The organism is Kineococcus rubinsiae (assembly GCF_011839805.1).
GTDB lineage: Bacteria > Actinomycetota > Actinomycetes > Actinomycetales > Kineococcaceae > Kineococcus > Kineococcus rubinsiae.
In genome coordinates, this window is record NZ_VWPY01000023.1 from 1 (window position 1) to 13800 (window position 13800).

The following is a 13800-nucleotide window of genomic DNA, read 5'->3' on the forward strand; positions in this document are numbered from 1 at the left end:
CCCCGCACCCCGCACCCCGCACCCCGCACCCCGGGAGCGGGGCACGAGGACGGTCCGGCAGCTCGCGCCCGCGGCCGGGGCCGCCGCCGCGGTGCGCGTCAGGACGTCGCCGCAGGGGCGTCGGTCGGCGCGTCGGTCGGCGCGCCGCTCGGGGCGGCCGGGGCGTCCGCGGGCGCCGGGGCCCCCTGCGGCGGGGCCGACGGCGTGCCCGTCCCGGGCACGGGCGGCGTGGGCATGATCACGGCGGAGGCGGCCACGCGGTCCGTCGTGGCCGCGGGGTCGGTCTGCGTCACGTGGACGTGCTCGCCGACCGCGAGGTCGGACACGGCCGCCGAGGCGGGCTCGGTGCCCGGGCCGGCGTCGCGGGTGACCACGACGTCGTCGGGCAGGGAGATCGTGGTGCTGCCCTCGGGGTTCTCCACGGTGATGCTGCCGTCGCCCACGGCGGTCACGTCCCCGTGGACGGTGCCGTCGGCGACGGGCGGGGCGGGAGCGCCCGCGGGACCACCGGGGGCACCGGGGGCACCGGGGGCACCGGGGGCACCGGGGGCACCGGGGGCACCGGGGGCACCGGGGGCACCGGGGGCACCGGGGGCACCGGGGGCACCGGGGGCGCAGCCGGGGGCCGGAGCGGCGGGGGTCGTCCCGTCCGGCGCCGTCGCGGCGGGGGCCGACGGCGCGCTCGAGCTGCTCGTCGACGGGCTGGCGGTCGAGGGGTTGTCGGTCGAGGCCTGGGCCACCGCGGCGCCGCCCGCGACGACGGCGGCGACGCCGAGACCGGCGAAGGCCGCGCGCAGCGCCCGGCGGCGGCGGGGGGTGGTCCGGGGGGTGGGCTGGTCGGTCACGAGGTCCTCCGTGTGGAGCGGGTGCGGGCCACCGGTCGGCGGCTCGTGGTCCCAACAGACCGGCCGGGTCTGAAGCCGACCTGAAGCCGGGGCGCTGCAGCGCAGACCTTCAGCGAGCCTTCAGGCGCGCGGGGGGCCCCGGGGCTGGGCGGCGGGGCCTGCCTCGGCGATGCTCGGCAGGTGCCCTCCCCCGCCGTCCGCGTCCTGCTCGTCGAGGACGACCCCCTGATCCGGGACTCCACGGCCTCGACGCTGCGCGCAGCGGGGATGCTCGTGGAGGCCCGGGCTGACGGCGGCGAGCTGCCCGCGGTCCTCGACGCGTTCCGCCCGGACATCGCCGTCCTCGACGTCATGCTCCCGGGCGAGGACGGCCTCTCGCTCGCGCGCCGCTGCTGCGCCCCGCGCGACGTCCCGGTCGTCTTCGTCACGGCCCGCGACGCGGTCCCCGACCGGCTCGCGGGGTTCCACGCCGGCGCCGACGACTACCTCGTGAAGCCGTTCGCGGTCGAGGAGCTGCTCGTGCGGCTGCGGGCCGTGCTGCGCCGCAGCGGGCGCACGGCCCAGGTCGTCGAGGTGGGCGACCTCGTCGTCGACGAGTCGGCCGGGCTGGCCGTGCGCGCGGGCGTCGCCCTGGAGCTGACCGCGACGGAGTTCCGGCTGCTGACCCAGCTCGCGCGCCACCGCGGGCGGGTGCTGTCCAAGGTGCAGCTGCTGACCCAGGTGTGGGGCTACGACGACTACGACACCAACCTCGTCGAGGTCCACGTGAGCGCGCTGCGGCGCAAGCTCGAGGAGCACGGCCCACGCCTGGTGCACACCGTGCGCGGCCTCGGCTACGTCCTGCGGCCCGGGAACGGCCGGTGAGGACCGTCTCCCTGCGCCGGCGGGTCGTGCTCAGCGCGATCGCCGTGCTGGCCCTGCTGCTCGTCGCGGTCGGCGTCTTCGTCGACCTGAGCCTGGGGGCGCGGCTGCGCTCCGACGCCGAGGGGCGCCTGCGCCAGCTCACCGCGCTCGCGGTCCAGCTCGACGGCACCGTCGACGCCCAGACCCTGGCCGACCGCCTCACCACGGCGGGTGCGCTGGCGACGCTGGACACCTCCAGCGGCACGGTCGTGGGGCGCCCCGGCCCGCCACCGGGCCCCGGGACGGCCCCCGCGCCGCGGCCGGCCCCGACCGCCGCCGCGGCCGCCCCCGTCACGGTGCGCCGAGCGGGCGACGACCTCGTCGCCCGGCAGGAGCTGGCCGGCGGCGACGTCCTGGAGCTGTCCACGAGCCTGGCCCCCGTCCAGGAGGCGCTGGACCGCTTCCGCGTCCTCATGACCACGGGCAGCCTCGCGGGGCTGCTGCTCGCCGCGGTCGTCCTGCACCTGCTGCTCGGGCGGGCCCTGCGCCCGCTGGACACCATGACGGCGACGGCGCGCTCCATCGCGGGCGGCGACCGCGGGCGGCGGCTGTCGCCGGACCGCCAGGACACCGAGCTCGGTCGGGCGGCGACGGCCTTCGACGCCATGCTCGAGGACCTCGAGGGCGCCGAGCGCCAGGCCACCGACGCGCGGGACCGCCTGCAGCAGTTCCTCTCCGACGCCGCGCACGAGCTGCGGACCCCGCTCGCGGGGGTCACGGCGGCCGCGGAGGAGCTGCTGCTCGACACCTCCGCCGCGGAGGACGGCAGCGACGGGGGCGCGCTGCGGGAGCGGCGCGAGCGCTCGGCGGTCCGGATCGTGCGCGAGGCCCGGCGCGCCTCGCGCCTGGTCACCGACCTGCTGACGGCGTCGAGGCTGGAGGAGGTCGCGGCCCAGCTCGCGCCCGTCGACGTCGGGGCGCTGGTCCGGGGCGTGCTGGACGCGTCCCCGTCGGCCGGCGCGGGCCGCGTCGAGGTCGCCGCCGCGGCCGGCGCCATCGCCGTCGCCGACGCCGACGCCGGGCACGTGCGGCAGGTCGTCGAGAACCTCGTGGGCAACGCCCTGCGCGCGGCCGGCACGGGCCGGGTGCGCGTCGAGGTGGCACGGCCCGCGGTGGGCGGGGCGCGCGTCGTGGTCAGCGACGACGGCCCGGGGGTGCCGCCCGCGGAGCGCGAGCGCGTCTTCGACCGGCTCGTGCGCCTGGACCCCGCCCGCGGCGACGGCGGGGCGGGTCTGGGCCTGTCGATCGCGCGCGGCCTCGCCGAGGCCGGCGGGGGGCACCTGCGCTGCGCGGCACCGGGAGAGCCCGGTCTGCCCACCGGCACCCTGCCGGGGGCCGTCTTCGTCCTCGACCTGCCCGTGCCGCCGGGCGCCTGAGCCGCCGGCGGCCCGCGCGAGCCGTCGTCCCGGGTCGGCGCGCGGTGGCAGACTCCGCCCCGTGAGCACCGATCCCACCCGATGGACCCGCGCCGACGTCGCCCGCCTCGTCGACCACACGCTGCTGAAGCCCGAGGCCACCGCCGCCGACGTCGTCGCCCTGTGCGACGAGGCCCGCGCGCTCGGCGTCCTCGCCGTCTGCGTCTCGCCCTCGATGCTGCCCGTGGCGGGCGACGGCCTCGTCGTCGCGACCGTCTGCGGGTTCCCCTCGGGCAAGCACACGAGCGCGACGAAGGCCGCCGAGGCCGCGGCCGCGGTCGCCGCCGGGGCGCACGAGGTCGACATGGTCATCGACGTCGGCGCGGCCCTCGCCCGCGAGTTCGACGCCGTGCAGGCCGACATCGCCGCCGTGCGCACCGCGGTGCCCGCGCCGGGCGTGCTGAAGGTCATCGTGGAGTCCGCGGCCCTGCCCGACGACGTCCTCGTCGCCGTGTGCCAGGCCGCCGAGGCCGCGGGCGCCGACTTCGTCAAGACCTCGACGGGTTTCCACCCCACCGGCGGCGCGAGCACCCACGCGGTGGAGCTCATGGCGCGCACGGTCGGCGGGCGCCTCGGCGTCAAGGCCAGCGGCGGGATCCGCAGCACCGAGGCGGCGCTGGCGATGCTGGACGCGGGCGCGACGCGCCTGGGCCTGTCCGGGACGGCGGCCGTCCTGGCCGGCCTGCCCGGCTGAGCCCGACGACCGCAGGAACAGCACGGGCAGCGGACGAGACGACGGGAGTGGGCGGCGTGCAGGACGAGCACGAGATCGAGTGCTGGCTGACGGACATGGACGGGGTCCTCGTCCACGAGGAGCGCGCCCTGCCCGGCGCCGCGGAGTTCCTGGCCCGGCTGGTCGACACCGGCCGCCGGTTCCTGGTGCTGACCAACAACTCGATCTTCACCCCGCGCGACCTGGCCGCGCGCCTCACGCGCAGCGGCCTGAACGTCCCCGAGGAGTCGATCTGGACGTCCGCGATGGCGACGGCCGACTTCCTCGCGCGGCAGATGCCGCAGGGTTCCGCCTACGTCATCGGGGAGTCCGGCCTCACGACCGCGCTGCACGAGGCGGGCTTCGTGCTGACGGACACCGAACCCGACTACGTCGTGCTCGGTGAGACGCGCACGTACTCCTTCGAGGCGATCACCCGGGCGATCCGGCTCGTGGAGAAGGGGGCCAGGTTCATCGCGACGAACCCCGACGCCACCGGCCCCTCCGCGGAGGGGTCGCTGCCGGCGACGGGGTCCGTCGCGGCGCTCATCACGCGGGCCACGGGTGCCGAACCGTACTTCGTGGGCAAGCCGAACCCGATGATGTTCCGCTCGGCCATGAACCGCATCGAGGCCCACTCCGAGACGACCGCGATGATCGGCGACCGGATGGACACCGACGTCGTCGCCGGCATCGAGGCCGGGCTGCGGACGTTCCTCGTCCTGACCGGCTCCACGAAGGCCGACCAGGTCGAGCGGTTCCCGTTCCGGCCGCACCGCGTCGTCGACTCGATCGGCTCGCTCGTCGACCTCGTCTGACGACGCGTCACGCCTCAGTCGGCGCCGAGGACGTGCGCCATCACGCGGTGGCCGCGCGCCTCGGAGGCGCGGGACTGGCGCTCGAGGCAGCGCGACAGCAGCAGGTGCGCGTAGGCGTCGGACGGGCTGCGGCGCACCAGGTCGCGCGCCTGCGCCTCGGCCTTCGCCAGCATCGCCGCGGAGTAGTAGCTGCGCGCCAGCAGCTCGCGCGCGGCCCGGTCGTCCGGGTGCCGGGTCACGAGGGGTTCCAGCGCCGAGACGGCGTCGGTGAACCGGCGGTCGTCGAACGCCGAGCGCGCGAGCGTGAACTGCAGCGCGTCGACGGAGAGGTCACCCAGACCTGGCGGGAGGCTCACGGGCGGCTGGGTCGGCCCGCCCTGGATCGTGTTCTCGGTCATGCCGGCTCAACGGTTTCCCGGGGGCCGCGATTCCTGCGGCCGCCGCCGGCGGACCTCAGCCCGCCGCGGCGGCGTCGCGGACGGCCGCCACGTACTCCAGGACGGCCGGGTCGGACTCCTGCGCGCGCCAGCACAGCAGCACCGTCGCGTCCTCGACGTCGTCCAAGGGGACGAACACCACGCCGGGCCGGACGTAGTGCTGCGCGACCTCGGCGCTGGCGATGTTCAGCCCCTCCCCCGCGGCGCAGCGGTCCAGCACCTCCTCCACGTCCGTGACGACGGGCCGCCGCCGCGGCGACGAACCGTCCGCGCGAGGGTCGACGAGCCACCAGCCCGTGGTCGCCGGGTCGTCCGTGACCACCGTCAGGAACACCTCGTCGTTGGTCTCCTCCACGCTCACCGACGCCCGCCCCGCGAGGCGGTGCCCGGCCGGGACGACCAGCACCCGCGGCGTGCGGGAGACGGCGACCGCGCGGATCCCGGTGGCCGGTCGCGGCAGCGGCGCGGGTGCGAAGGCGACGTCGATGCGGCCCTCGCGCAGCGCGGCCGCCTCCTCCAGGAACGCGAGGCGCCGGGTCCCGACGACGAGGCCGGGCCGGGCCTCCACGACGGGGCGCACCGCGGCGCGGACGTCGGCGCCGGCCGCCGCGACCACCCCGACCCGGACGGGCCCGCTCGCGTCCCCGCCGCGCGCCGCGGCCCAGCCGACGACGGCCTCGTGGGCCTCGAGCACGGCCCGGGCCAGCGGCAGCAGCTCCGCCGCCGCGGGCGTCGGGCGCACCGAGCGGGAGGTGCGGGTGAACAGCGGCACGCCGAGGCGCTTCTCCAGCCGCGCGATCTGCTCCGACAGCGAGGGCGTGGTCACGTGCAGGCGCTGCGCGGCCCGGCCGAAGTGCAGCTCCTCGTGCAGGGTCACGAAGCAGCGCAGCGCCGGCGTGGAGACGTCCACCGCGCACCCCCTCCGGCCGCCCGATCGTCAGGCGGAACCTGACGGTCCTCAGTCAAGTCCACCTGGACCGCGGGGCGCCACCCGGCGCAGGCTGCCGGGATGAGCTTCAGCCACCTCGCCGACCCCGGCGGCACCCCCGCCTGGCAGGGCGTCCTGCCCGGCCGTCCGGAACCGTTCTTCCTCGAGGCGGGCCAGGGCGAGCACGGGCTGCTGTTCAACGACCTGTTCACGCTGCTGCTCAGCGGCGACGAGACGCAGGGCCAGTTCGGGGTGTTCACGAGCCGCTGCCCCGCGGGCGACACCATCCCCACCCACGCCCACGCCGGCACCCACGAGGTGTTCTACGTCCTGGAGGGCGCGGTGCGGCTGTTCGTCGCCGACGCCGAGGGCCGCAAGGCCACGAAGCTGCTGCGGCAGGGCGACTTCGGCTTCGTGCCGGCGGGGCTCGCGCACGCCTACCGGGTCGAGGAGCCCTCGAACCTGCTCGGCGTCGTGAGCGGCGGGTTCGAGCGGTTCCCCCAGCGCATGGGCACGCGCACCGACACCGCGGGCGAGCAGCCGCCGTTCGTGCCGCCCGTGCCGCAGCTGCTGGCGGCGGCGAGCGAGCTCGACGTCGAGTTCCTGCCCGGCTACGAGTGGCCGGAGCCGGGCGAGGCGCCGGGCGCCCTGACATGAGCAGCCCGGACGTGAGCACCCCGCCTGCCGGCTTCCCGCTGCCGCCGCCCGAGCACCTCGCGCCCCTGCCGCCCGCCCGGACCACGGCGGACGGCGTGCGCGTCCACAGCGGCGTCGTGTTCGCCGCCCTGCCCGGCGTGCGGCCGCTCGAGCTCGACCTGCACCTGCCGCCGGCGACGGTGCCCGGGCCCGTCCCCGTCGTGGTGTTCCTGCACGGCGGCGGCTGGCGGGCCGGCAGCCGCCGCAGCGCGGGCCCCGCCTTCGCCGGCACGACGGCCCCGCAGGAGGTCCTGGCCCGCGCCGGGACGGCCGTCGCGAGCGTCGACTACCGCCTCAGCGGCGAGGCCGTGTGGCCCGCGCCGCTGCACGACGCCAAGGCGGCCGTGCGCTGGCTGCGCGCCCGGGCCGGGGACCTCGGCGTCGACCCCGACCGCGTCGGCGCCTGGGGCGAGTCGGCGGGCGCCCACCTCGCCGCGCTGCTGGGGCTGACGGCCGGGCAGGCGCACCTCGAGGGCTCCGGCGGGATCACCGGTCCCGCGAGCGCCGTGCGCGCCGTCGCGGCCTGGTACCCGCCGACGGACCTGACCGGGCTCGCGGCCGACCTGGGCGCCGACCCGGACGCCCCCGACAGCCGGGAGGCGCAGCTGCTCGGGGCGCCCGTGTCCTCGGTGCCCGAGACCGCGGCCGAGGCGAGCCCGCTCACCCACGCCCTCGCGGGTGCGGGCGCGGGCACGCCGTTCCTGCTGCTGCACGGCGGTGCGGACCGGCTCGTGCCCGCCGTCCAGAGCGCCCGCCTCGCCGCGGCGCTGCGGGCCGCGGGCGGCGACGTCGAGCACCACGTCCTGCCGGGCGCCGACCACCTCTGGCGCGGGTCCGCCGACGCGGGGGCGCAGGCGCTGGCCCGGACGGTCGCCTGGCTGCACGAGCACCTCTGAGCGGGCCGGGCGGGTCAGGGCGGGCGGGTCAGGCCCAGCCGAGCTCGTGCAGCCGGTCGTCGTCGAGGCCGAAGTGGTGGCCGACCTCGTGAACCACGGTGGTGCGGACCTCGGCCACCACCTCGTCCCGGTCCGCGCACAGCGCCAGCGTCGGGTTCCGGAACACCGTGATCCGGTCGGGCAGCGACCCGGCGGCCCACCACTGGTCCCGCTCGGTCAGCGGGGTGCCCTCGTAGAGGCCCAGCAGGTCCGCCGGGGCGCCCTCGGGCGGGTCGTCCGCGACGAGCACGACGACGTCGACCATGGCCCGCGCCAGCTCGTCGGGGATCGCGTCCAGGGCGTCGACGACGGCCTCGCCGAACTCGTCCTCGCCCATCTCGACCACCCCCCGATCATGCCCGAGGGGCGTCAGCAGCAGCGCGCCCCCGGGGTCGCGGCCCGGGCGTCGGCGCGGGCCCGCTCGAACTCCCGGCGCGAGGGCGGAGCGTGCCCGTGCTCCGCGCAGTGCGCCAGGTGCGCCTCCCAGCGCGCGGTCCCGCCGATCTCCCGCAGGTACCAGCGCACCCCCCGCAGCAGCGACCTCACCGCAGCACCTCCTCCCCGCGCTGCGCCTCGGCCGCCGCGCGCTTCTCCGCCGCGGTCGCCACGAGGCCGGCCGGCTCGGTGAGCCGCGAGCGCACGGCCGGGACCTCCGTGGTCGGCAGCGACCCGGCCCGCACCGCCCGCGCGACGACCACGGCGGCGTTCGCGAGGACGACGAGCACGAGCACGGCGAAGACCGACTGCAGGACGCCGTTGACGGTCGAGTTCGTCACGACCTGCTGCATCTGCGCCGCGTCCTTCGCGGGCGCCAGGAGCGTCCCCGCGTCGAGGGCGTCGGCGTAGCGCGAGCGCTGCGCGAAGTACCCGATCGCCGGGTTGTCGGAGAACACCTTCTGCCAGCTCGCGGTCATGGTGGTGATGAGGTCCCACACCAGCGGGACGCCCGGCACCCACGCGTAGCGCAGCCGGCCGTGCTTGATCAGCAGCGTCGTGACGAGCGTCAGCGCGATCGCCGCGAGCAGCTGGTTGGCGATGCCGAACAGCGGGAAGAGCTGGTTGATGCCGCCCAGCGGGTCGGTGACGCCCACGTAGAGGAAGTAGCCCCACGCGGCCACGACGACCGCGCTGGCCAGGAGGTTCGCGGGACGCCACGACAGGTCCCCGAACCGCTTCCACACGTTGCCGACGGTGTCCTGCAGCATGAACCGGCCCACCCGGGTCCCCGCGTCGACGGCGGTGAGGATGAACAGGGCCTCGAACATGATCGCGAAGTGGTACCAGAACGCTTGCAGCCCACCGCCGAACGCCTGGTGGAACACCTGGGAGATGCCCAGCGCGAGCGCCGGGGCGCCGCCCGTGCGGGAGACGAGGTTCGGCTCCTGCACCGCGGCCGCGGCGGCCGTGAGGGCGTCGGGGCTCGTCGGGAACCCGAGGCCCGTGACGAACTCCGCGGCCGTCGCGGCGGTGCCGCCCGTCGCCCCGGCCGGGGAGTTGACCGCGAAGTAGAGGCCCTGGTCGATGACCGAGGCCGCGATGAGCGCGCTGATGGCGACGAAGCTCTCCATGAGCATGCCGCCGTAGCCGATGAGCCGGACCTGGCGCTCCTTGGCGACCATCTTCGGCGTGGTGCCGGAGGCGATGAGGGCGTGGAACCCGGACAGCGCGCCGCAGGCGATGGTGATGAACACGAACGGGAACAGGGAGCCCGCGAAGACCGGGCCGTTGCCCTCCCGGGCGAAGCTCGTGACGGCCTCGTTGGCGAGGACGGGCCGGGCCACCAGCAGGCTCGCGGCGAGCAGCAGGATGACGCCGATCTTCATGAAGGTCGAGAGGTAGTCGCGCGGGGTGAGCAGCAGCCAGACCGGCAGGACGGAGGCGACGAACCCGTACACGACGAGGGCGACGACGAGCGTCTCCTTGCTCAGCGTCAGGCCGTCGGCCAGGCCGAGCTGCTCGACGTAGCCGCCGCCGACGATGGCGGCGAGCAGCAGGACGACGCCGATGCCCGTGGCCTCCAGCACCCGGCCCGGGCGCAGGAACCGGAGGTAGACGCCCATGAACAGCGCGATCGGGATGGTCAGCGCGATGGAGAACACGCCCCACGGCGACTCGGCCAGCGCGTTGACGACGATCAGCGCGAGCACCGCCAGGATGATGATCATGATGGCGAACACGGCGATGAGGGCCGCGATCCCGCCGACCAGCCCGATCTCCTCGCGGACCATCTGGCCGAGGCTCTTGCCGTCGCGGCGCATCGAGAAGAACAGCACCGTGAGGTCCTGCACCGCGCCGGCGAACACGACGCCGACGACGATCCAGATCGTGCCGGGCAGGTAGCCCATCTGGGCCGCGAGGACGGGACCGACGAGCGGCCCGGCGCCCGCGATCGCGGCGAAGTGGTGCCCGAACAGCACCCGGCGGTCGGTGACCTCGAAGTCGACGCCGTTGTGCAGGCGCTCGGCGGGCGTCGCGCGGCTGTCGTCCGCGCGCAGCACCCGGTAGGTGATGAACCGCGCGTAGAAGCGGTAGGCGATCGCGTACGAGGCGAGGGCGGCGAAGAGGATCCACAGCGCGCTGACGGCCTCCCCGCGGGCCAGGGCCAGCACCGTCCAGGCGACGGCACCGACGAGGGCGACGAGCGTCCAGACGACGATCGAGCGGATGCGGTGCGAGCGCGTGGCGCCCGGGTGGTCCTGGGTGGTGGTCCGGCTGGACACGACCGCCTCCTCGCGGTGGTTCCGTCACGGCTCCTTCGCCGCCTGACGGACCGATCCTGTCCACCTGTGCGTCCGCTGTCACGCCGACGGGCCCGGCGCGGTGCGGCTCAGGGCCGGGTGAGACCGCCGTACAGCTCCGGGCGGCGGTCGGCGAGGTAGGGGTTGGCCTCCTGCTGCTCGGCGACCACGGCCGGGTCGATGCTCGCGTAGAGCAGCACGTCACCGTGCCCCGCCGCGGCGAGCACCTCACCCGACGGCCCGACCACGCTGCTGCTGCCGACGTACTCCAGCGAGCCCTCGCGCCCGTCGTGGTTGACGTAGGCGACGTAGACCTGGTTCTCCCAGGCCCGGACCCGGATGAGCTGGTCGGCGACGAAGCCGAACGGCTCCATCTGCGCGGTGGGCACGAGGACCACGTGGGCGCCCCCGGCGGCCGCGGCCCGCACCGACTCGGGGAACTCGACGTCGTAGCAGATGAGCAGCGCGATCCGGACGTCCGCGAGGTCCACGAGGGTTACCAGCTCGTCGCCCGCGGCGAAGACGGCGCGGTCCAGGGCCCCGAAGAGGTGCGCCTTGCGGTGGCGGGCCAGCAGGGCGCCGTCGGGCCCGACCAGCGCGGCGGTGTTGTAGCAGGCGGCGCCGTCCAGCTCGGGCAGGCCGGCGACGACGGCGATCGCGTGCCGGCGGGCGATCTCCGCCACGCGGGCCAGCAGGTCCTCGCGGGCGAGCTCGTGCACCAGCTCGCCGATGTCGTAGCCCGTCACGAACATCTCGTCGGTGACGAGCAGGTCGGCGCCGTGGGCGGCGGCCTCGGCGCAGGCCGCGTCGAGCGCCGCGAGGTTGGCCTCGACGTCGCCGGGCGTCCCCGCGGCCTGCAGGCAGGCGATCTGCACGTGACTCCCTCCGCCGGGGCCCCGGCGGCCCCCCGGGCGGAAGCGTAGGCGCGCGGGCGCACGGCGGGGGCCGCGGCTCGTGGTTGGATTCCTCGCGTGCGATTGGCTGAGCAGCTCGACGGCAAGCGGTTCCTCCTGACGGGGGTCACCGGGTTCATCGGCGAGGCGCTCATGCAGCGCCTGCTCGTGGACCTGCCGGGCACCAGCGTGGTCGCGCTGGTCCGGCCCAAGCCCGGGCAGAGCGGTGAGGACCGGCTGCGCTCGGTCCTGCGCAAGGGGATCTTCCACGCCGCGGGCGACGCCGACTCCCTGCTCGCCACACGCGTCGAGGCCCTCGAGGGCGACCTGGCCGCGGTGCCGGAGCTGCCCGCGGGCATCGACGTGGTCGTCCACTGCGCCGGTGACGTGTCCTTCGACCCGAAGATCCAGGACGCCTTCACGACCAACGTCGTCGGCACCCGCCTGCTCGTCGAGCGGACGCTGGCCGCGGCGGAGGCCGAGGGCCGCGCGATCCACTACGTGCACATCTCCACGGCCTACGTCGGCGGCCGCCGCCGGGGCGCGGTCCCCGAGCGGGCCGTGGACCACACCGTCGACTGGCGCACCGAGACCGAGGCCGGCCTGCGCCTGGCCGCGCGCATCGAGGAGGACTCCCGCCTGGACGCCCAGCTGCGCCGCTTCCTGCGCGCCGCCGAGCGCGACCACGGCCGGGCGGGCCCGCTGAGCGTGGCCGCCGGCGCCGAGGAGCGGCGCCAGCAGTGGGTCGCGGAGCAGCAGAAGGCGGCCGGCAAGGAGCGCGGGCGCACGCTGGGCTGGACCGACTGCTACACGTTCACGAAGTCGATGGGCGAGCGCGCCGTGGAGGAGCTGTCGGCGCCGTTCATCCCGACGACGATCCTGCGCCCGAGCATCGTGGAGTCGGCCCTCAAGCACCCGCACCCGGGGTGGATCGAGGGCTTCAAGATGGCCGAGCCGATCATCCTGGCCTACGGGCGCGGGGAGCTGACCGAGTTCCCGGCCGCCCCCGACTCGGTCGTCGACATCGTCCCCATCGACCACGTCGTCAACGCGATCCTCAAGGCCTCGGCCACCCCGCCGCCGCTGTCGCAGCCCGCCTACTACCACGTGTCGTCGGGCAACCGGAACCCCGCGACCTTCCGGGACCTCTACGAGCACGTGCGGGCGTACTTCACCGACCACCCCTTCGACTCCTCCCCCGAGGTCCTGCCGACGTGGGACTTCCCCGGTGTCGACAAGGTGGAGCGGCAGGTGCGCACCGGTGAGCGCCTGGCCCGGATCGGGGACCGCGTGCTGGCCCTGGCCCCGCGCTCGGAGCGGGTGCGCTCGGCCTCGCGCCGCATCGACAAGGCCCGCGACCAGGTCGAGTTCGCCCGCCGCTACATGGACCTGTACCGCGCCTACACCGAGGCCGAGCTGCGCCTCGTCGACGACAACACGCTGGCGCTGCACCGCTCGCTGGACCCGGCCGACGTCGACCTCTTCGGCTTCGACACCGCCGTCGTGGACTGGACGGAGTACTTCGAGAAGACGCACTGCCCGTCGGTCACGACGCAGATGCGCAAGTACGAGGAGATCCGCCGCCGCCGCAAGCAGACCGAGGTCACCGGCCCGCGCACGCTGCGGCCCGTCGCCGAGGGCGCCGCCCCGGTCCTGGCCGTCTTCGACCTCGCGGGCACGCTCATGCCCGGCACCGTCGTCGACACCTACCTCGCGCTGCGGCTGTCCGAGCTCGACGCCCCTGCCCGCGTCCGCGAGTTCGCGCGCATCGTGCGGCACCTGCCGGGCTGGATCGCCGCCGAGCGCCGCGACCGCGGCAGCTTCCTGCGGTCGCTCTTCCGGGGCTACGCGGGGGCCGACCTCGACGCGCTGGAGGCCTACGTCGACGACGTGTTCGCGCCGGGCTTCCTGGAGCAGGTCAGCTCCGACGCGCTGCGCCGCATCCAGGCCCACCGCGACGCGGGGCACCGCACCGTGCTCATGACCGGCGACGTGCGGATGGTGACCCGGCCGCTGTCGGCGCTGTTCGACGAGATCGTCTGCACGGACCTCGACGAGGAGCTCGACGCCGAGGGCCACCGCCGCGCCAGCGGCTTCCTCACCTCGCCCCCGCTGGTCGGCGAGGCCCGCGCGGCCTGGGTGCGCCGCTACGCCGAGGTGGAGGGGGCGGACCTGGCGGCGAGCTACGCCTACGCCGACTCCCACTCGGACCTGCCGCTGCTGAAGACGGTCGGCAACCCCACGGCCGTCTCCCCCGACGTCCCGCTGTTCCGCGCGGCGCGGGCCGCGCGCTGGCCCGTGGCCGACTGGGCCGCGAGCTCGGCGACGTTCCGGCTGCGCCTGCCGCAGCAGGTGCTCGCGGGCACCGACTGACCGCCCACCACCCGAACCGCGGGCGCCGCACCCGGCGCCCGGCGGGCGGCGCGGGGGGCCCGTGGAAGGATGCCCCCGTGCTCCCGCCACCGACGCTGAACGCGCCC

14 protein-coding genes are annotated in these 13800 nt (G+C 76.2%); 7 read left to right on the forward strand and 7 right to left on the reverse strand.

The genetic code is table 11. The features are described from left to right. Positions 1–98: 98 nt before the first annotated feature. Positions 99–845 carry a hypothetical protein gene (locus tag F1544_RS12380; protein ID WP_167585787.1) on the reverse strand — a complete coding sequence of 249 codons (747 nt, stop codon included), beginning with the start codon at positions 843–845 and terminating at the stop codon, positions 99–101. A 180-nt stretch (positions 846–1025) separates the two neighbouring features. Here F1544_RS12380 and F1544_RS12385 point away from each other — a divergent pair, with 180 nt between their 5' ends. The 4 genes from F1544_RS12385 to F1544_RS12400 all read left to right on the forward strand — a co-directional run bounded on the left by F1544_RS12385 (position 1026) and on the right by F1544_RS12400 (position 4693). Then, the gene (locus F1544_RS12385; protein WP_167585789.1) at positions 1026–1709 is read left to right on the forward strand and encodes a response regulator transcription factor; all 684 of its coding nucleotides are present in this window, start codon (positions 1026–1028) and stop codon (positions 1707–1709) included. Further along, complete coding sequence (locus F1544_RS24455) at positions 1706–3124, forward strand: HAMP domain-containing sensor histidine kinase (protein ID WP_167585791.1); 1419 nt, start codon at positions 1706–1708, stop codon at positions 3122–3124. The genes F1544_RS12385 and F1544_RS24455 overlap by 4 nt, the downstream gene beginning before the upstream one ends. 61 nt (positions 3125–3185) lie before the next feature. Next, entirely contained in the window at positions 3186–3857 is a 672-nt protein-coding gene (gene deoC / locus F1544_RS12395) for a deoxyribose-phosphate aldolase (RefSeq protein ID WP_167585793.1), read from the forward strand. Positions 3858–3952: 95 nt separating this feature from the next. Next, on the forward strand, positions 3953–4693 hold the full coding sequence (locus F1544_RS12400; RefSeq protein WP_167585883.1) for an HAD-IIA family hydrolase: 741 nt from the start codon (positions 3953–3955) through the stop codon (positions 4691–4693). A 14-nt stretch (positions 4694–4707) separates the two neighbouring features. On the opposite strand, the gene F1544_RS12405 is transcribed toward F1544_RS12400, so the two are convergent. Together F1544_RS12405 and F1544_RS12410 are read right to left on the reverse strand one after the other, a co-directional pair. Continuing rightward, complete coding sequence (locus F1544_RS12405) at positions 4708–5091, reverse strand: tetratricopeptide repeat protein (protein WP_167585795.1); 384 nt, start codon at positions 5089–5091, stop codon at positions 4708–4710. A 55-nt stretch (positions 5092–5146) separates the two neighbouring features. Next, the gene (locus F1544_RS12410) at positions 5147–6040 is read right to left on the reverse strand and encodes a LysR family transcriptional regulator (protein WP_167585797.1); all 894 of its coding nucleotides are present in this window, start codon (positions 6038–6040) and stop codon (positions 5147–5149) included. A gap of 99 nt (positions 6041–6139) precedes the next feature. Between F1544_RS12410 and F1544_RS12415 the strand changes: the two genes are divergently transcribed. After that, positions 6140–6715 (forward strand): quercetin 2,3-dioxygenase, encoded by a 576-nt coding sequence (locus F1544_RS12415; RefSeq protein ID WP_167585799.1) that lies wholly within the window; start codon positions 6140–6142, stop codon positions 6713–6715. An 11-nt stretch (positions 6716–6726) separates the two neighbouring features. Beyond that, positions 6727–7650 (forward strand): alpha/beta hydrolase, encoded by a 924-nt coding sequence (locus tag F1544_RS12420; protein ID WP_208971762.1) that lies wholly within the window; start codon positions 6727–6729, stop codon positions 7648–7650. Between the two features lie 28 nt (positions 7651–7678). Here the strand turns inward: F1544_RS12420 and F1544_RS12425 are convergent, their stop codons facing one another. From F1544_RS12425 to F1544_RS12440, 4 genes are all read right to left on the reverse strand, one after another. Continuing rightward, on the reverse strand, positions 7679–8026 hold the full coding sequence (locus F1544_RS12425; RefSeq protein WP_167585884.1) for a metallopeptidase family protein: 348 nt from the start codon (positions 8024–8026) through the stop codon (positions 7679–7681). A gap of 32 nt (positions 8027–8058) precedes the next feature. Continuing rightward, entirely contained in the window at positions 8059–8235 is a 177-nt protein-coding gene (locus F1544_RS12430; protein ID WP_167585803.1) for a CstA-like transporter-associated (seleno)protein, read from the reverse strand. Continuing rightward, the gene (locus F1544_RS12435) at positions 8232–10409 is read right to left on the reverse strand and encodes a carbon starvation CstA family protein (protein WP_308470038.1); all 2178 of its coding nucleotides are present in this window, start codon (positions 10407–10409) and stop codon (positions 8232–8234) included. Before F1544_RS12435 ends, F1544_RS12430 begins: the two co-directional genes overlap by 4 nt. 107 nt (positions 10410–10516) lie before the next feature. Then, the gene (locus F1544_RS12440) at positions 10517–11302 is read right to left on the reverse strand and encodes a carbon-nitrogen hydrolase family protein (RefSeq protein WP_167585805.1); all 786 of its coding nucleotides are present in this window, start codon (positions 11300–11302) and stop codon (positions 10517–10519) included. 96 nt (positions 11303–11398) lie between these two features. On the opposite strand from F1544_RS12440, the gene F1544_RS12445 reads away from it, so the two are divergent. Next, positions 11399–13693 (forward strand): SDR family oxidoreductase, encoded by a 2295-nt coding sequence (locus tag F1544_RS12445; RefSeq protein ID WP_167585807.1) that lies wholly within the window; start codon positions 11399–11401, stop codon positions 13691–13693. The last annotated feature ends 107 nt before the right edge of the window (positions 13694–13800 follow it).

What these genes read in the sequence shown, in the direction of transcription:
- F1544_RS12400 (WP_167585883.1), top strand. Translation starts at nt 3,953, where the DNA reads ATGGACGGGGTCCTCGTCCACGAGGAGCGCGCCCTGCCCGGCGCCGCG.
- F1544_RS12405 (WP_167585795.1), bottom strand. Translation starts at nt 5,091, where the DNA reads ATGACCGAGAACACGATCCAGGGCGGGCCGACCCAGCCGCCCGTGAGC.
- F1544_RS12415 (WP_167585799.1), top strand. Translation starts at nt 6,140, where the DNA reads ATGAGCTTCAGCCACCTCGCCGACCCCGGCGGCACCCCCGCCTGGCAG.
- F1544_RS12425 (WP_167585884.1), bottom strand. Translation starts at nt 8,026, where the DNA reads ATGGGCGAGGACGAGTTCGGCGAGGCCGTCGTCGACGCCCTGGACGCG.